Annotated in this window: 18 protein-coding genes and 1 tRNA gene; 14 read left to right on the plus strand and 5 right to left on the minus strand. The window is 45.0% G+C overall.

Going from position 1 to position 17,411, the window contains the following annotated elements:
• Nucleotides 1–303 precede the first annotated feature (303 nt).
• On the minus strand, nucleotides 304–525 hold the full coding sequence (locus HQN88_RS18535; RefSeq protein WP_028556998.1) for a helix-turn-helix domain-containing protein: 222 nt from the start codon (nucleotides 523–525) through the stop codon (nucleotides 304–306).
• A 195-nt stretch (nucleotides 526–720) separates the two neighbouring features.
• Here HQN88_RS18535 and HQN88_RS18540 point away from each other — a divergent pair, with 195 nt between their 5' ends.
• Genes HQN88_RS18540 through HQN88_RS18550 form a run of 3 tightly spaced genes read left to right on the plus strand, consistent with a single transcriptional unit; the run spans nucleotide 721 to nucleotide 3,162 of the window.
• Nucleotides 721–1,395 (plus strand): DUF6483 family protein, encoded by a 675-nt coding sequence (locus tag HQN88_RS18540; protein WP_173115240.1) that lies wholly within the window; start codon nucleotides 721–723, stop codon nucleotides 1,393–1,395.
• A gap of 47 nt (nucleotides 1,396–1,442) precedes the next feature.
• A complete protein-coding gene (locus HQN88_RS18545) occupies nucleotides 1,443–2,174 on the plus strand; it encodes a class I SAM-dependent methyltransferase (RefSeq protein ID WP_173115243.1) in 732 nt (243 codons plus the stop codon).
• A gap of 10 nt (nucleotides 2,175–2,184) precedes the next feature.
• The gene (locus tag HQN88_RS18550) at nucleotides 2,185–3,162 is read left to right on the plus strand and encodes an MBL fold metallo-hydrolase (RefSeq protein WP_173115246.1); all 978 of its coding nucleotides are present in this window, start codon (nucleotides 2,185–2,187) and stop codon (nucleotides 3,160–3,162) included.
• 281 nt (nucleotides 3,163–3,443) lie between these two features.
• Here HQN88_RS18550 and HQN88_RS18555 read toward each other — a convergent pair whose 3' ends face one another.
• Complete coding sequence (locus tag HQN88_RS18555; protein WP_173115249.1) at nucleotides 3,444–4,406, minus strand: phosphatidylglycerophosphatase A family protein; 963 nt, start codon at nucleotides 4,404–4,406, stop codon at nucleotides 3,444–3,446.
• Nucleotides 4,407–4,676: 270 nt separating this feature from the next.
• Here HQN88_RS18555 and HQN88_RS18560 point away from each other — a divergent pair, with 270 nt between their 5' ends.
• The 3 genes from HQN88_RS18560 to rdgB all read left to right on the plus strand — a co-directional run bounded on the left by HQN88_RS18560 (nucleotide 4,677) and on the right by rdgB (nucleotide 7,296).
• Nucleotides 4,677–5,726: a GerMN domain-containing protein gene (locus HQN88_RS18560; protein ID WP_173115252.1), complete on the plus strand. Its 1,050-nt coding sequence runs from the start codon at nucleotides 4,677–4,679 to the stop codon at nucleotides 5,724–5,726.
• Between the two features lie 180 nt (nucleotides 5,727–5,906).
• On the plus strand, nucleotides 5,907–6,665 hold the full coding sequence (gene rph, locus HQN88_RS18565; protein ID WP_173115255.1) for a ribonuclease PH: 759 nt from the start codon (nucleotides 5,907–5,909) through the stop codon (nucleotides 6,663–6,665).
• On the plus strand, nucleotides 6,649–7,296 hold the full coding sequence (gene rdgB / locus HQN88_RS18570) for an RdgB/HAM1 family non-canonical purine NTP pyrophosphatase (protein WP_173115258.1): 648 nt from the start codon (nucleotides 6,649–6,651) through the stop codon (nucleotides 7,294–7,296). The genes rph and rdgB overlap by 17 nt, the downstream gene beginning before the upstream one ends.
• Before the next feature lie 73 nt (nucleotides 7,297–7,369).
• Here rdgB and asnB read toward each other — a convergent pair whose 3' ends face one another.
• Nucleotides 7,370–9,214: an asparagine synthase (glutamine-hydrolyzing) gene (gene asnB, locus HQN88_RS18575; RefSeq protein ID WP_173115261.1), complete on the minus strand. Its 1,845-nt coding sequence runs from the start codon at nucleotides 9,212–9,214 to the stop codon at nucleotides 7,370–7,372.
• 177 nt (nucleotides 9,215–9,391) lie between these two features.
• Here asnB and HQN88_RS18580 point away from each other — a divergent pair, with 177 nt between their 5' ends.
• The 3 genes from HQN88_RS18580 to HQN88_RS38125 all read left to right on the plus strand — a co-directional run bounded on the left by HQN88_RS18580 (nucleotide 9,392) and on the right by HQN88_RS38125 (nucleotide 10,214).
• Nucleotides 9,392–9,748 (plus strand): hypothetical protein, encoded by a 357-nt coding sequence (locus HQN88_RS18580; protein ID WP_173115263.1) that lies wholly within the window; start codon nucleotides 9,392–9,394, stop codon nucleotides 9,746–9,748.
• Between the two features lie 46 nt (nucleotides 9,749–9,794).
• A complete protein-coding gene (locus HQN88_RS18585) occupies nucleotides 9,795–9,908 on the plus strand; it encodes a DUF4023 family protein (RefSeq protein WP_082595252.1) in 114 nt (37 codons plus the stop codon).
• Between the two features lie 174 nt (nucleotides 9,909–10,082).
• Nucleotides 10,083–10,214, plus strand: a complete 132-nt coding sequence (locus HQN88_RS38125) for a hypothetical protein (RefSeq protein ID WP_274319606.1) — start codon at nucleotides 10,083–10,085, stop codon at nucleotides 10,212–10,214.
• A 125-nt stretch (nucleotides 10,215–10,339) separates the two neighbouring features.
• On the opposite strand, the gene HQN88_RS18590 is transcribed toward HQN88_RS38125, so the two are convergent.
• Both HQN88_RS18590 and HQN88_RS18595 read right to left on the minus strand, forming a co-directional pair.
• Entirely contained in the window at nucleotides 10,340–11,194 is an 855-nt protein-coding gene (locus HQN88_RS18590; protein ID WP_173115265.1) for a methyl-accepting chemotaxis protein, read from the minus strand.
• 208 nt (nucleotides 11,195–11,402) lie between these two features.
• A tRNA-Arg gene (locus HQN88_RS18595) sits at nucleotides 11,403–11,476 on the minus strand.
• A 153-nt stretch (nucleotides 11,477–11,629) separates the two neighbouring features.
• Here HQN88_RS18595 and HQN88_RS18600 point away from each other — a divergent pair.
• From HQN88_RS18600 to ispG, 5 genes are all read left to right on the plus strand, one after another.
• Nucleotides 11,630–12,550, plus strand: a complete 921-nt coding sequence (locus HQN88_RS18600; RefSeq protein WP_173115267.1) for a hypothetical protein — start codon at nucleotides 11,630–11,632, stop codon at nucleotides 12,548–12,550.
• Nucleotides 12,551–12,660: 110 nt separating this feature from the next.
• Entirely contained in the window at nucleotides 12,661–13,962 is a 1,302-nt protein-coding gene (gene tig / locus HQN88_RS18605) for a trigger factor (RefSeq protein WP_173115269.1), read from the plus strand.
• A gap of 196 nt (nucleotides 13,963–14,158) precedes the next feature.
• The gene (gene clpP / locus HQN88_RS18610) at nucleotides 14,159–14,749 is read left to right on the plus strand and encodes an ATP-dependent Clp endopeptidase proteolytic subunit ClpP (RefSeq protein ID WP_028556985.1); all 591 of its coding nucleotides are present in this window, start codon (nucleotides 14,159–14,161) and stop codon (nucleotides 14,747–14,749) included.
• Nucleotides 14,750–14,761: 12 nt separating this feature from the next.
• A complete protein-coding gene (clpX, locus tag HQN88_RS18615; protein ID WP_171630418.1) occupies nucleotides 14,762–16,030 on the plus strand; it encodes an ATP-dependent protease ATP-binding subunit ClpX in 1,269 nt (422 codons plus the stop codon).
• A 97-nt stretch (nucleotides 16,031–16,127) separates the two neighbouring features.
• Nucleotides 16,128–17,228, plus strand: a complete 1,101-nt coding sequence (gene ispG / locus HQN88_RS18620; RefSeq protein WP_056610296.1) for a flavodoxin-dependent (E)-4-hydroxy-3-methylbut-2-enyl-diphosphate synthase — start codon at nucleotides 16,128–16,130, stop codon at nucleotides 17,226–17,228.
• Nucleotides 17,229–17,411: the final 183 nt, after the last annotated feature.

The raw sequence follows: 17,411 nt of genomic DNA on the forward strand, positions 1-17,411 counted from the left end.
GTTGATAGTGAAGTAGACTTGTTCATGAGGCCGCCTCATTTCGGGTGTTTGTAGGGGTACAAATACCATACCGAATGAGCGGTCTTTTTGGCTACCTTTTTTTGGTTAATCAACAGGCCTGTACAAAATCCAGTTAATTTGTGTGGGGGGTTAATGGTTGGGTAGTTAGTTGGTAAGTTGACTGCTACATCCGCCAATGAGGTATTGGTATGTAGAGTAGTAGAATCACAATACAAACATAAAAGCCCCCGTTTCCCTCCGAAGGAGGGTGGGTGGCTTGCATGGATCCCTTTGCTGACGGAATCAGATCTTTAATTCCCCAAGCTTAATCAGTTCTACAACCGCTTGTGAACGACCCTTTACGTTCAGCTTTTGCATGACGTTCGATATATGATTCCTCACAGTCTTTTCACTTATGAAAAGCTGCTGTGCGATATCCTTTGTCGTTTTGTCCTGCACTAAGAGTTCGAATACTTCGCGTTCGCGGTTCGTAAGTAAAAATTTGTTTTTGTGGTCGCTGCCCATGGATGTGTGTCACCCCTCCTTGCTCGGGTATTGGGAATTACAAGGTTAAGGGATACAGTCAAAATTAGTTTATGAAGGGCTGCTGTCAATGGTGCGGTATCTGAGAAAAATAGGCGGAATGTATTTTTGAGTTTCCGCCCGAGGCGTGGTAAGCTAAATTGAGGTGTATTTTGAAACCGAGAGGAGCTGCTTCGGATGTTCAGGCGTGATTATTTGATGCGACAGATTGAACAATTGACGGTGGTGCTGCATCGGATTCTTTTTAACAAGGAACATATCCCGATTGAAGATGCGCAGAGACAGTTAGATGAAGCTAGTCGTCACCTATTGGGTTTGAATATTCGTTCCCTCCAGTCTTTGTCCAGTAAGGATATTCTGGAATTGCTATCCTACCAAGGGAGCATTGACACGGCGAAGGCGTTAGTCATTAGCGATATGTTCGTGGGGCAAGGTGACATGATGAGTCAGCATGAGGAAGATGGGGAGGCTTATTGGGCGTACCTGAAGTCCTCAGATTTACTTCTGCATTTGTCTTTGTCAGAGGAAGTTGAGCCTGAGGATGAACTTAATGAAGAAATTGCCTCTAGGCTGGTTACGAGCTTAAATCATCTGAAAGGCTGGGAGATCCCTGAAGGGATGCAGAAGCTGCTTTTCTTACATTATGAGAAACAAAGCAATTATGCGAAGGTTGAAGATATTTTGTTTCATTATATGGAGGACCATCCGGAGAGGTTGGAGTTGCCGAAGCAAGGTCTTATTTTCTACGAGAAGTTACTCGAGGTTGAGGATGAGCGATTGAAAGCAGGGAATTTTAGCAGGGAAGAAGCATTAGAGGGTTTACGGATCATGAAACAGAAGCTGCTCTTATAACATTTTAATCGTAGAATTTTAATCATAAAGATGAAGGTGTTGAAAAGATGGCGTGGTACCAAGAGAGTTTTGGCAATGATTACTTACTTGTTTATAAACATAGAGACATGCAGGGTGCTTACCATGAAGTGAAGAAAATGGTGAACTGGTTGAATCTGAAGCAAGGGGATCGTCTTTTGGATCTTTGTTGCGGGATGGGGCGGCATTCGATGGCGCTTGCGGAGTTTGGTTATACCGTAACTGGCGTTGATTTGTCGAAAGTGTTGCTTGAGGAAGCGATCAAGCAGAGTGGAGAAGAGCGAGTGACATGGATTCAAGGAGATATGCGGGATGTGCCGCTAAGTGAGTCGTTTGATGCGGTTGTGAATTTGTTTACGTCTTTTGGTTATTTTGATGAAGATGAGCAGAATGAGAAAGTGCTTCATGAGATGCATCGGTTGTTAAAAAAGGAAGGTCGATTCATTATCGATTTTCTGAATCCCGTATACGTGAAAGCGAACTTGGTCGCGCAATCGGAGCGGAAGGTAGAGGAAATGACCATTCGTGAGTCGAGAACGATCGAAGATGGTTGTGTACGCAAACGGATCATGATTTCGCAAGCAGGTGCACCAGACAGGCATTATTTGGAGCAGGTGAAGTTATATGAGCGTCCGGTGTTTGAGGAGATGCTGGCCAAAGCTGGATTACATATTGATCAAGTCTATGGTGACTATGAAGGTCAGGCTTATTCGCCAGAAGTTTCGAGTCGGATGATTTTTGTTGGACATAAGGAAGGATGACTACCAGGCTATGAACGTCGTGACCATACATACAGATGAAATTACGCAAGTGAAGGTGCCGTTGCCATTCCCTTTGCGTTGGGTGAATGCTTACCTGATTCGTGGCAGCAACGGTTACACGGTGATTGATCCGGGGCTGCACACCCCGGAAGCGGAAGCGCTCTGGGAGCAAGTACTTAAGGAGCAGGGCATAGGTTATGAGCACGTGGAACAAATCGTGCTCACTCATCACCATCCCGACCACTACGGGATGGCCGGTTGGTTCCAGGAGCGCACAGGCGCGCCGGTTCTCCTATCGGAGACCGGATACGCGCAGGTGCAGCTCCTGTGGGGCCCGGAGCAGCCGATGTCTCCGCTGCTCCTCGAGCTTTTCGCCCGGCATGGCTTCCCCGAAGCCGGGCTGGAAGAGATGACGAAGCACATGGTGAGCTTCGTCGATCTGGTCTCCCCGCAGCCGCAGGTTACCCTGCTGCGTGAAGGGCCCGTGCGCCTCGGCGACCGCGTCTATGAAGCCATCGAGACCCCCGGCCATGCCGCGGGGCATCTCGTCTTCTACGACGCTGAGGCGCAGGTGATGTTTTGCGGCGACCATGTCTTGCCGCAAATATCGCCGAACGTTTCCTTCCTCCCGAAGGTGGAAGAAAACCCGCTCGGCGCGTACTTGAACAGCCTGCAGGAAATCAGCAGGCTGCCGGTTGTGATGGCTTACCCGGGGCACCGGGAGCCATGGCAGGGCTTCGGTGCGCGCGCAGAGGAGCTCGTGCGCCATCACCATGAGCGGCTCGCGCTCATGGAAGGGCAGCTAAGCGCGCCGCTGAGCGCTTATGAGGTGTGCCGGGCGACGTTCGGCGACCGGCTGAGCGTGCACCAGCTGCGATTCGCGCTGTCGGAGACGATCGCGCACTTGATCCTGCTGGAGGCCGAAGGCCGCATCCAGCAGGTGGATCCGCAACCAGATCGCGTGTCCTACGTCGCGATATCCAAATAACGAAAAAGCGCTAACCGTGGTAACATGGTCAGCGCTTTTTTTCAATGATCTAACGAGGGGGAACCCAGATCCTCTATTTGCCCCAAAACAGCCACTTTTACCCAGAAGGAGGAACGTAGATCCCTTATTCCCTCAAAATGATGCCAAAACACTATATTTCATCCAAATAGCGTCCCTACGTTCCCCATCCCTAGCATTTACTCCGAATTTCATCCAAATAGCGCCCCTACGTTCCCTTTCGCACTTTCAACCAGTTATTTTGCTTCAAATCACACTTCCCGCTACTTCAACGGCTTACTATACGTCGGCGTATGGTTATGCGCTAACCGACCACAAGCTGCGGCCACAATCCCACAGACCATATCGTCGATAAATGTGTTGCATTTCCCATCGGCATGGTCACTATCGAGCTGCTCAATTATTCCGATTTTGGCCTTATCGAGATAGCCGAAATTCGTGAGTGCTATAGTCCCGTACATGAGAGGGACGGCAGTTGCGATGCTTTCATCTACACCGAAAAGTCCTTCGTCCATCCCGACAATATGATTGTATTGAGGGTTGAATTCCTTCGCTTCGACAGCGGTATCAATCTTGATCGCGAGTTGGAGCGCATGAAAGGTTTGCTGTTTGCGAAGGACAGCTAGAATATGCTCTTCACAGAGACTTCGTGGCATATCTGGATTATAGGGACGTTGCAATTGGTCGAGAATCTCGACCATATCATCCAGAAGCACACCGCGGGCCTCGAGCATTTGCAGATTGCGTTTGGAGTAATCCATCTTCACGCTATCCGAAATAATGACACTTGCAGTTGAGGCGACAATCGCACAAATCCCCTTGGAAATGAAGGATTTAGGTCTTTTCGTCGGGAAAAAGAAGCGGAATTTGCAATCGATGAATCCGAATAGTGAAATCGCGCCGCTCCCGTATAATCCGCAAATGGACATCGCAATTGTGCGGTGAACGTTATAGGCAGGGTCTTTCATGCTAGCTAGCAGCTCGGCATCATGTTTCACCTTTTTTTGAAGCTCCATGAGGGTTGACATGACGTTGAATGTTTCTGTCTTACTTAGCACCCCGAGCAGGGTGGTTGTGATCAAGTCGGTGGGGATTTTCTTAATGCCTTTTATTTCAACAAGCAATCTAGCAACAGCTTCCTCAATGATAGCTTGTGGATAATGACTGAAAACCTCTTCTCGAAATTCATTGAAAATGAGGGTCTTTTCCTTTAAAAATGTTCTCATAACAAGACCTCCTTGATCCATATCCGAAAGTAGTTATTGCACTTGATCGTGGTTTATCATTTCAGTTTCATGCTGGTATTCAGTATAGCATATGAGTTCGAATTTACTAAGATTGGTGATAATCCTCGTAGTCATTAAGTTTTTTTTGCGATTCATAGAAAGGTGGACAAAAAGTAGTTATAAATCGGACAAAGCCCCGTATACATAGTAATACGAAAAAGCATCGTACAGGCCATGCGAATAGCAAAAATCGAAGGAGGAAATAAGCAAATGAAACATCAACATTGGATTCGTTCAGCCGCTTTAGCGGGGGTGATTGTTCTACTGACCACGGGATGTTCCATTTTGGGCAGTGGAAAGAAGAGTGACATCGATGCACCTCCTGGGGCGGGTACAGACGTAGATGTGAAGACGACTTCAGCTGCTGTTACAGTTGACATGTCTGAAGATATTACGTCACAAATGACGGTGTATGTGAAAGATGCCAAAGGCTTCGTGACGCCGTTAAGTCTAGCGTTGCCAAAGACAGTCTCTGTTGCAAAGACGACATTAGAGTACATGGTGGACGGCGGACCAGAAACGAGTCAGCTGCCTTCAGGTTTCCAAGCGCTTTTACCCAAAGGTACTAAGGTTATTAGCTTAAATGTAAAATCAGACAAAAGTGCTATAGTTGATTTCTCGAAAGAATTCCTGGGCTACGATGTGAAGGATGAACGCAAGCTCCTTGAGGCAATTACGTGGAACTTGACGAACTTCCCTACGATCGATAAGGTTCAGTTGCGTGTAGATGGCAAGGACTTAAAAGAGATGCCGAAGGGCCGAACACCACTTGATGCGCCATTGGCGCGCACGATGGGTATCAATCTGGAGAAGTCAGAGGATACCGAATTTGGTCAAGCTACACCGGTTACGCTCTATTTCCTAAATCAGAATGATCAAAATTACAAATACTACGTCCCTGTGACACGTCTAATTAAGAGAACGGACGATGTTGCGAAGGCTGTTGTTGAGCAATTAATTAAAGGGCCGGATCAGAAGAAGGGGCTTGGGGCTGTCCTAAATGCAACGACAGAGCTCAAGAGTATTAAGCCAGGCGAAGGTTTAATCACCGTGGATTTCTCCAACAAGTTACTGGGTACGGATCAAAAAGCTTCAGCGGATGCCTTGCAATCGATCATCTTGTCATTAACGGAGAACACCACGTTTAAACAAGTGCAAATTAAAGTGGATGGCGCTGTGAAAATTACGTCCACAGATAATCAAAACTACAGTAAGCCTGTCCTGAGACCAACGCATATTAATCCTGCGATCAAGCTTTAATCGAATTGATAACCAACGTTCCACCAGGTGATTCCAACGTTCTTAGACGGAGGAGTGCCTGGTGGTTTTTCGGTTTTTTCCATATTAGCTAGTGTTAGGATGCTTTTCCTTGATGAGTTTGTTACAATGGGGCGTAAGGATTAGAGCTTTAGATGTAGTTACAGGAGGAGAAAGACATTTATGAGAATTGGTGGAAGAACAAATCAAGAACTGCGACCTATGCAAATAACCCCTCATTATATAAAACACGCAGAAGGCTCGGTCCTCATTGAGGTCGGGGATACGAAAGTCATTTGTACAGCAACGATAGAAGAGCGTGTTCCTCCTTTTATGAAAGGACAAGGGAAAGGTTGGGTTACAGCGGAATATTCGATGTTGCCGCGGGCAACTCAAGTTCGGAATCAGCGTGAAGCGGCAAAAGGTAAGCTCGGTGGACGCACGATGGAAATTCAACGTCTGATCGGTCGAGCGCTACGTTCGGTAGTCAGCTTGGAAGCGCTCGGCGAAAGATCCATTACACTGGACTGCGATGTGATTCAAGCCGATGGCGGTACACGTACAGCTTCCATCACAGGTGCTTTTGTGGCGATGGCTTTTGCAATTAATAAGCTTGCTAATGATAAAAACCTTGCCAAGTTCCCAATCAACGACTTCCTTGCTGCTGTCAGTGTAGGCGTCATTGGGGATACTCCGAGGCTGGATCTGAATTATGAAGAAGATTCCAAAGCGAAGGTTGATATGAACGTTGTTATGACGGGCCAAGGTCAATTCGTGGAAGTGCAAGGTACGGGCGAGGATGCTCCTTTTTCCCGTAAAGAGCTTGATGAGTTACTAGCACTCGCAGAAGCGGGAATTAACACGATGATTGATGTACAATCCGGTGTGCTAGGACCGATCGCAGATCGTATTCGAGGTGCTGGGCATGCAGCTACAAAGTAATTTTGTTGTAATTGCAACGCGTAATGAGGGTAAAGTGAAAGAGTTCGCCAAGCTTTTCGGAGCAAAAGGGTATAAGGTTCGAAGTTTAGCGGATTACTCAGATTTACCTGAGATAGTTGAGAGTGGGAAGACCTTCGCAGAGAACGCGCGAATCAAGGCGCAAATCATCTCTGCACATCTTCATGTACCTGTACTTGCTGATGATTCTGGTTTATGCGTTAGGGCACTAGGTGGTGATCCAGGTGTATTTTCGGCTCGCTATGCTGGAGAAAACGCAACGGATGCTGACAATAATGCCAGACTACTTCAAGCTTTGCATGAGTTGGAAAATCGGATTGAATTAAGTGCGGGGGATGGCCACCCTCCATTACTTAGTGAGGCTTCCTTTGTTTGTGCGCTCACGTTAATTGATCCCGTTGCGAATGAAGTGATCGAAGCGGAGGATGTCTGCCAAGGCTTTATTATTCATGAAGAGCGCGGCGAAAGCGGATTTGGTTACGATCCTCTCTTCTACATTCCATCACTGGGCCGAACGATGGCTGAGTTGACGATGGAAGAGAAGAATGAAATGAGTCATCGCGCAAAAGCCTTGCGTATGTTCTTGGATCAGCTTCCTGATCAAACGAGCTAGACACAGAAAGACCTGCAACCACGAGAATGCGTGGAAGCAGGTCTTTTTATTATTCCGCAATCTCATATTCCTTCTATCGGATCGAGATTTTATAGGTTCGCAGCCACATATCCACTTGAGCTAAATATGCGAATAACTGCGGCCCTGTCATTAGCTGACCGAACCAAGGGAGGTCGAAATCATTCGACTCCGAACTGGCGAGTGCGCGAATCTTTTTGACATCGATAAAAGGCAAGATAGGGGATGAAGGGTCATCCAAGATTTCCAATACCCATTTTCTTACGGCAGTTAAATAATTCGGGTTATGTGTTTTCGGATATGGACTTTTTTTCCTCGTCAGCACATCTTCAGGCAATACACCTCGTAATGCTTGACGTAATATGCCTTTTTCTCTGTCTCCTGACGTTTTGATTTCCCACGGAATGTTCCACACGTACTCAACTAGACGGTGATCGCAGAAAGGGACGCGAACCTCGAGGCCAACGGCCATACTCATGCGGTCTTTACGATCAAGTAACGTAGGCATGAAACGCGTAATATTCAAATAGGACATTTCTCGCATCCGATTCTGCTGCTTCGTTTCCCCAGCTAAGCGAGGTACCTCGCTTAAGGCTTGCTGGTATCGATTACTGACGTATTCGACTGGTTTAATCCAATCGACGAAGTCTGGTGCGAGCAGGTCGACCCGATTCGCTAGCTTAAGTGACCACGGGAATGTGTTCGCTTCTAATGCTTCTGTATTGTGGAACCAAGGATATCCACCGAATATTTCGTCAGCTGCTTCTCCAGAGATCGCAACCGTAGCTTCTTTCTTGATTTCTCGGCAAAATAAATAGAGAGACCCGTCGACATCGGCCATTCCCGGTGTATCTCGGGCTATTACGGCTGTCTTCAAAGATTCCACAAGTTCCGGGGTATCAAATTCAATGTAATGATGCTCGGTTCCTAAATGCTCTGTCATCCTTTTTATCCAAGGTGCGTCCGAGTTCGGTTGGAACAGGTTCGCTTTGAAATGCTTATCGTTATCTTTGTAGTCCACGGAGAAGGTGTGAAGCGGTCCTTTCCCGCTATCCTTGTAGTGCGTCGCAGCGAGCGCGGTAAGTGCGCTAGAATCAAGTCCGCCGGAGAGGAGCGTACAGATGGGGACGTCGGATACGAGTTGACGCTCTGAAGTGTCCCGGAGCAATTGCTGCACTTGCGCGGCAGTACCTGCGATATCATCGGGATGGGAATGGCTTTCGAGCTTCCAGTACGTTCGAATGGATAAGCCATTCCGATCAAAAATAGCAAATTGACCTGGCTTCAGCTCAGACATGTTGCGATAAATCCCATGTCCTGGCGTTCTAGCCGGTCCGACAGCGAATATTTCTGCAAAGCCTTCAGCACCAACCTCTGCTTTGAAGTCAGGGTGAGCTAGAATAGCTTTTGGTTCAGAGCCGAATAATAATACACTATCCTGATGGGAATAAAAAAGAGGCTTTACGCCGAGTCTGTCCCGTACTAGGGTCAGTGACTGCTCTTGGTCATTCCAAGCTGCGAAGGCAAAGATACCGTTCAGACGGTCTATACATGCTTTCCCCCACTCGATAAAGGCAACCAGAAGGACTTCAGTATCACACGTTGTTCGAAATTGATGGCCGCGAAGCTCGAGCTCTTTTTTTAACTCAGGGGCATTATAGAGTTCGCCATTATATACGATGGTATACGTATAGTCGCCTTGTTTACGGACCATAGGCTGAGCGCCATTCTCAGGATCCATAACACTTAGACGTCGATGTCCGAGGGCACAATGCTGCGAAATCCAGGTGCCTGAAGCATCAGGTCCGCGCAGTTGGAGCGTTTCCGTCATATTTTCTAGAATGGACGGGTACCCGGTCAAGTCTTTCCGCCAATCTATCCAACCCGTTATTCCGCACATAGACGTTCCTTCCTTTCTTTTGAAGAGAGCATAATGATAAAGGGTATGCGAATGAAAGGTATTAAATGTCTGTCCAGAACATGACAAAAGTAAGATGAACCGTGGTTTTTGTGTTTTGTTGACAAGACTGTTACAATCAATCCAAGTACTGCCATTATATAAACGAAGGTGATGACAATGGGAATTAAATATTCAAGAGCTCAAGTTGATTATTTAGCATCGAAAGAGCACTTTTTGCAAATTAGCACGCAAGCGGATAAACGAATTGAAACTGCAAAACAAGATGGCGTAGAATTAGGTCAAGCTGAAATGGAAGAAATTATTGAGAAGGTTGGCTTACATCGCGCTTACAATGAACTGATTCAAGCTGAGAACTTATTGATTAATTGGACCCAAACAGCAATTAAATCCGAGCCTGAATTTATACAAAATCGCGAAACTTTTGAGTCTTTATACGAAAAAGCACAATCTGATGTTGAATTCAGAGGTGCAATAATTAATTTGGCTATGCGATTAAATACCGACCTTGCGTGACATTCTATTAGGGTAATGCCATTCTTTATTCAGGAGGCGAGTGCTCATGGATAGTCATTTCATTAGCAAGCTGCATGAGAAGCAGAGGAAAGCCGAGAAGAATAAAAGGACACAAGGTGACGGTCATACAGGCAAGAATTTGCCTCACAAGATGCACTAACGTCGTTTGGCATGAGCAAGAGCCTGTAGGGATACCCCTACAGGCTCTTTGTTACTCTCTAACATTTATTCTTATTTGATGCCAGACAATAGGAAACGATAACCAGCATAGTCAGTAGTGAAACCCTCCATACTAAGGTGGCGTTCATTCTATAAATAGAAGGAGTTGCTTACCATGGGTAAAAAGAAAAGTATGGGGCAGAAAACACAAAGTGCGATCGATCACTCGAAACAATCATCTCGTATCCAATCGAATCTCGATTCAACGGAGCCTGGACATCATCAACCAAATAGGCCGTCTGTGTAGGAGTACGAATCTATCCATATCAGCACCCTTGCTTGCAGATGCAGCGGGGTGCTTTTCAATTATATAGAAATTATATAGAAGCGTTTATTGGCCAGGCCAGGCTAAGGTTAGGGAAAGTAAATCATTTAAATGGAGGATGCCAAATGTTCCGTGGTCGAAGCGATATGATCATAAGCTTTCTTTAATTGTTCAATAGAATGGGTGTTGACGGAAATTTGCTGTGTAATATCTTCAATGTGTTGAATCATTGATGTTACTGATGTTGATATATCAGTTAGCTGATCGGATATATCTTGGGCAGAATCTTTGCTAGAAGCCGCCATTTTCCTAATTTCATTTGCAACTACCTCAAAGCCGCGTCCAATATCGCCTGCACGAGCAGCTTCAATTGCGGCATTCAGGCCCAATAGATGGGACTGAGAAGCGATTTCTTTGACAATCGTGGTTACGGATTGGATGCTTTTGACTTGCTTATCAACTGTAGAAGATTCCTTACTCATCTCCGACATATGCGTTACAATCACTTTCGAAGCTTCTAATACGTCATCGGTGTTGGCAGTAATCTTCTCTACCATAGCTTTCAGATCTGAAGTACTCTGTTGTAGAACAGTTTCACGTCTCGTGACATCCGTAGCGATCTTGATAATTGCATCCACGTGGCCTTCGTTGTAGACAGGCATGTAAGTCGCTTCAAGCGTTAGTCTGCCTCCGCCTTTAGTAACCCGAATAATTTTATCCTGAAAGGCTTTACCTCTACGTAAATCTTTCCAAAGAGTATCATACGCTGAACTGGAAGCAAATTCAGGTAAACAAAACTTGCTATGATGAAAGCCAATAATTTCTTCAACCGAATATCCCATGGCAGAAGTGAAAAGTGAATTTGCCCATGTTACATAGCCGCTCGTGTCAAACATAATCATAGCTAGATGGCTTTGTATAGATAATAAAATTTCTGAATGGTGCTTCGTTGTATCTTGCATCCGGCTCTCTCCTCTAAGTTTATAAGTAACTTAGCTAATTCTGAGTTGTTAACATGTGCTATATCATATTTTAACCTAAAAAAAGAGAATATTCGACAAAATTTGCGGCGGATTTACAACATATTCTAAACATCCGATGTTAAAAATTTTATAAGTCTATAACAAACAAAAGGCCGCGCAATTGCGCGGCCTTTTGTTTTAAAATTGACGTCCCAGGAGGGATTCGAACCCCCGACCGCACGCTTAGAAGGCGTGTGCTCTATCCAGCTGAGCTACTGAGACCTATGACACTTCTTACCGCCTGGACGAGATCCGTTTGGCGAAGCAAGAGTTAATATATCATAACGTATAATGCGAGTCAACTTCATTTTTAAATATTTTTGCAATCATTTGGATGATAGAGTAAACTGGCACAAGCGAGACCCATGAACAGAGGTGATCCCTATATCAGATCCTAAACCCAATAATGTCATCCTTTTTCCTAAAACAGAGCAGTTCTATGAAGATGAGCTAACGAAACTTCTGCGCTCCGAACAGTATAAAGAAGCACTGGAGATACTTACTTTCTTGCTCCAATTTCCTAGTGTCGATGCGAATAAATCTGATCAATGGGAAGCTTTGCGCCACTGGCTGCTCACCATGTTCCCAGAAACGATGTTTTCATCATCCGTGACAGAAGAAGAGGATTCGGAGGAAGAATCCGACCTTTTGCGCCAGTATATCCATGATAAATCAGCTTCAGATGATGGTGCTTTTGTGACGAAGCTTCAACACATGCTGCAAGAAGGTTCCCTAGAGGGACAAGTAAGTGCATTGGAGCAGCTAGCTTTTATCGAGCAACCTGAGGTGAGTGAATTTGTAAAGACGTGGCTTTGTGAAAAGCCGAGACATCCTCATCTTCAATTCAAAGCGTTACAGACCCTTAAGCAGATGGGGGAGCACGGATTCATTGAGTTTCCCAAGAATGGTCAAACAATTCTCGTCGAAATTGATGAGACGCCGCTTACTGCGGAGGATTTTCCATTGCGAATTCGTGATATGATTCGTAGAGTCGGGGACATTAGTGAAATAAGCCAGCCTGACTTTGTGTATTTCGCAACTCAGACTTGGCAGGAGTTTCTTGCCTACGCATATGGCACTTCGATTTACACGGAGCTGCTAAGGGCAGAAGAAAGCGCGGTAGACGTGTGGGCCTCTGCGCTGCATGCGATTTTGCAAGACAAATTATTTGGTACGGTTGATCGAGATGAGCTGTTAGAGACATATGGAATCGTGGATGCGATGACGCTGCAGTGGAAGCGTGCGCACAACGTGCTGACCGCTTTTGTAAAGCAATTTAGCCCAGATCCTGGCTAAGAACAAAGCTCGCTTGAAATGAGAATGTTATATGGTATAATAGAATGGTTATAATGAGCTTAACGTGAAAAATATATGTCATGGTACATTTTTGGAGGGGAAGGCATAAAATGAAAGCAAGTTGGGAAAAAATAGAGAAGAACGTTGGCGTTCTTGAAGTTGAAGTTGGGGCAGAACGTGTAGCAGATGCTTTGGATAAAGCATTTAAAAAGGTATCAGCGAAAGTGAATGTTCCAGGATTCCGTAAAGGGAAAGTGCCACGTTCAATCTTTGAAGCTAAATTCGGTGTTGAAAGCTTGTATCAAGATGCACTAGATATCATTTTGCCAGAAGTTTACGTTGAAGCGATTGAAGAGGTTAAAATCGAGCCTGTAGATCGTCCAGAAGTAGATGTTGAGCAATTTGGTAAAGGTCAAGTCTTGAAATTCAAAGCTAAAGTAACAGTTAAACCTGAAGTAGCGCTTGGTGACTACAAAGGTATCGAAGTAGAAGCGGTTAACGCTTCTGTGTCTGAAGAAGAATTGAATGAAGAGCTTGCACGTTTGCAACAACGTCATGCTGAATTGGTTGTTCTTGAAGAAGGACAAGCTGCTAACGGGGATGTCGTTATCATCGATTTCGAAGGATTCGTTGATGAAGAAGCTTTCGAAGGCGGTAAAGCGGAGAAGTATTCCCTTGAGCTTGGATCCAACTCATTCATCCCAGGCTTCGAAGAGCAACTTGTTGGACTTGGTAAGGACGAAGAGAAAGAAGTTAACGTTAGCTTCCCTGAAAACTACCATTCCGAAGATCTGAAAGGCAAAGCAGCTGTGTTTAAAGTGAAACTTCACGATATCAAACGCAAAAACCTGCCTGAGCTTGACGATGAGTTCGCAAAAGACGTAAGTGAGTTCGATACACTTGTTGAGTACAAAGAAGAGCTTCAAAAACGTTTGCAAGAACGTAAAGAAAAAGATTCCGAAGCTGCACTTGAAACTGCAGTTGTTGAGAAAGCCGCTGCTAACGCAGATGTTGAAATTCCAGGTTCGATGGTTGAAGCTGAGCTTGATATCATGGTAAAAGAATTCGAAAGACGTCTTCGCTCCCAAGGCATGACGCTTGAGATCTACTACCAGTTCTCCGGTCAAAACGAGAGCGCATTGAAAGAACAAATGAAAGAAGATGCTGAGAAGCGTGTTCGTAACAACCTTGTTCTTGAAGCTATCGCAGCTGCAGAAAAAATCACAGTTTCCGACGAAGAAGTTGACGCGGAACTTGAGAAATATGCACCGTCTTACCAAAAATCAACAGCTGAACTTCGTGAGCTGTTTGCTTCCAACGGATCTCTTGAAGGTCTTAGCAATGATCTAGTAATCAGAAAAACGGTTGATTTCTTGCTTCAAAATAGCAAGCATGTTTCCGCAGCCGTGTAAATAAGGTAAGTAAAAGGCACGTACGTAAGCAACGTGCCTTTCTTTTACCCTAATTTACGTCTAAACGCCTTAGTACATACGTATTACCGCTTACATAGCTGATTTCAGAAAAATGACATTGTTGTTCAATCGTGTTAAACTGTAATTGAATCTCAAGTGAGATAACATGGCGCTTGCCGCAAAAGGAGTTGGTACAATGAGTCTTATTCCTATGGTTGTAGAACAAGAGGCTCGTGGGGAGCGTTCCTACGATATCTACTCGCGTTTACTTAAGGACCGCATAATCTTCATCGGGACCGCTATTGATGACGATGTGGCTAATTTGGTCATTGCCCAGCTGCTCTTTTTATCCGCCCAGGACCCTGAAAAAGATATTCACTTATATATCAACTCACCTGGTGGGTCTGTTACGGCTGGAATGGGTATCTTCGATACCATGCAGTTTATTAAACCAGATGTATCTACGATTTGTGTAGGTATGGCTGCAAGTATGGGTTCTTTGCTGTTAACGGCAGGAGCCAAAGGTAAGCGATACGCGCTGCCGAATGCAGAAGTAATGATTCACCAACCGCTCGGCGGTGTTAGAGGTCAAGCAACCGATATCAAAATCCATGCGGATTGGATTATCAAGACCAAGAATAAACTCAACCAGATTTACGTGGACCGAACGGGACAGCCGCTTGAAAAGATCGAAAGAGACACCGACCGGGATAACTTTATGAGCGCTGATGAAGCGAAGGCATACGGGTTAATCGACGAGGTTATCACTCGAAACGACTTGAAATAAAGGAGTGATCCCATGTTTAAATTTAACGATGAAAAAGGCCAACTCAAATGTTCCTTTTGTGGAAAATCCCAGGACCAAGTTCGTAAACTTGTTGCCGGACCGGGAGTTTACATTTGTGATGAATGTATAGAGCTTTGTACGGAGATTGTGGAAGAAGAATTAGGGCATGAAGAAGAGCTGGATCTGAAAGATGTTCCGAAACCTAAGGAAATTCGCAATATTTTGGACCAATATGTGATTGGGCAAGAACAAGCGAAGAAATCCTTGGCTGTTGCCGTGTATAACCACTACAAACGGATCAACTCGCAGAACAAGCTTGAAGATGTTGAACTTCAAAAAAGTAATATCGTCCTTCTAGGACCAACAGGTAGTGGTAAAACACTTCTTGCGCAAACACTTGCGAAAATTTTGAATGTGCCTTTTGCAATTGCAGACGCAACTTCGTTGACAGAAGCTGGTTACGTAGGGGAAGATGTCGAGAACATCTTGCTCAAATTGATCCAAGCGGCTGATTACGATGTTGAAAAAGCAGAGCGCGGCATTATCTATATCGATGAGATTGATAAAGTTGCACGTAAATCCGAGAATCCATCCATTACACGCGATGTTTCCGGTGAAGGTGTACAACAAGCTCTTCTCAAAATTCTTGAAGGCACAGTAGCTTCCGTACCTCCACAAGGTGGACGTAAGCATCCGCATCAAGAATTCATTCAAATCGACACAACGAATATTCTCTTTATTTGTGGTGGAGCTTTTGATGGTTTAGAGCAAATTATCAAGCGCAGAATCGGTAAAAAAGTAATTGGTTTTAGCACAGATGGCATGAAAGTTGACTTGAAACCAGGTGAATACCTATCTATGGTCCTTCCTGAGGATCTATTGAGATTCGGTTTGATTCCGGAGTTCGTAGGTCGTTTACCGGTTATTTCAACACTAGAGCCGCTTGATGAAGCAGCGCTTGTGCGTATTCTTTCCGAACCTAAGAATGCACTCGTGAAGCAATATCAGAAGATGCTCGAAATGGATAACGTTTCGCTTGAATTTGATGCAGAAGCACTCGATGCGATTGCCAAAGAAGCGATTAAACGGAACACCGGTGCTCGTGGTCTAAGAGCCATCATTGAAAGCATTATGCTTGATGTGATGTTTGAAGTTCCTTCAAGAACAGATGTATCGTCTTGTGTCGTTTCCAAAGAAACGGTACAAAACAAGATTACGCCTGTTCTGACAACTAAAGAAGGCGTACAGCCGTCTGGTAAGAAGAAGGAAGAAAGTGCTTAACCTATAATTTTATAAATGAACAGACAGCCTCCAATCCGATTTCCATTTCTGGGAATTGGAGCGGAGGATGTTTGGTGTCATGGGGAGAGAAACCAAAATGTTCCATAGACGAGATACAAGAGCCGTTCGGGTAGGTGATTTAACGATCGGTGGCAGTAACGAAGTAATCATGCAAAGCATGTGTACGACCAAAACAGCTGATGTCAAAGCGACAGTTGCCGAAATTCTTCGTCTAGAAGAAGCGGGTTGTCAGCTTGTGCGTGTGACGGTCAACAATAAGGAAGCTGCTGAAGCTATCAAGGAAATTAAGAAACAAATTCATATTCCGTTGGTCTCGGATATTCACTTTGACCATCGTTTGGCACTTGCTGCGATTGAGAACGGCATTGATAAAGTCCGCATTAATCCGGGTAACATCGGTCGTCGTGAGAAGGTCGAAGCGGTTGTGAAGGCATGCAAAGAGCGTGGTATTCCGATTCGTATCGGTGTTAATGCTGGCTCCCTTGAGAATCATCTTCTTGAAAAGTATGGTTATCCAACGCCTGAAGCAATGGTGGAAAGCGCCTTGTTCCATATTAACATTTTGGAAGAACTCGATTTCCATGATATCATCGTGTCCTTGAAGGCTTCTGATGTCCCTATGGCCATTGCGGCGTATTCTCAGGCTGCGAAGGCATTCAATTATCCACTTCATCTAGGGATCACAGAGGCAGGGACTCTCTTTACAGGTGCTGTGAAAAGCGCCGCGGGGATTGGAACTTTGCTTAACATGGGCATTGGTAACACGCTTCGTATTTCTTTGAGTGCGGATCCTGTTGAAGAAATTAAAGTTGCAAGAGAACTGCTCAAGACTTTCGGTTTAATTACGAACGCCGCAACGTTGGTTTCTTGTCCAACTTGTGGTCGTCTGGATATTGATTTATTCTCGATTGCTAACGAAGTAGAAGATTATATTGCCAAAATCAAAGTGCCGATTAAGGTTTCTGTATTGGGTTGTGCCGTGAACGGACCAGGTGAAGCGAGAGAAGCGGATATTGGCATCGCAGGGGCTCGTGGAGAAGGTATGTTGTTCCGTTACGGAGAAATGATTCGTAAGGTACCTGAGGCTGAATTGCTTGCTGAATTGAAAAAAGAAATTGATATTATTGTGGCTTCCTACGAACAAACTGGGGTCATCCCTGGGCGCAAGCAGCACTAAATAGCAATATTATGAAATAAGAAACCGTTAAAGACTCAACGATGAGTCTTTAACGGTTTTTTTTGTATGCCCATTTCTAAGCGAATATTTGCCAAGCAAGAGAAGCATAATGAGTAAAACTGGAAAGCATGCTCAATTGTCAGTAAGACTTTCTGAGGAAACTTTAAGGAGGAGAAGAGGATG

The sequence above is a fragment of the Paenibacillus qinlingensis genome (assembly GCF_013204845.1).
Lineage (GTDB): Bacteria > Bacillota > Bacilli > Paenibacillales > NBRC-103111 > Paenibacillus_E > Paenibacillus_E qinlingensis.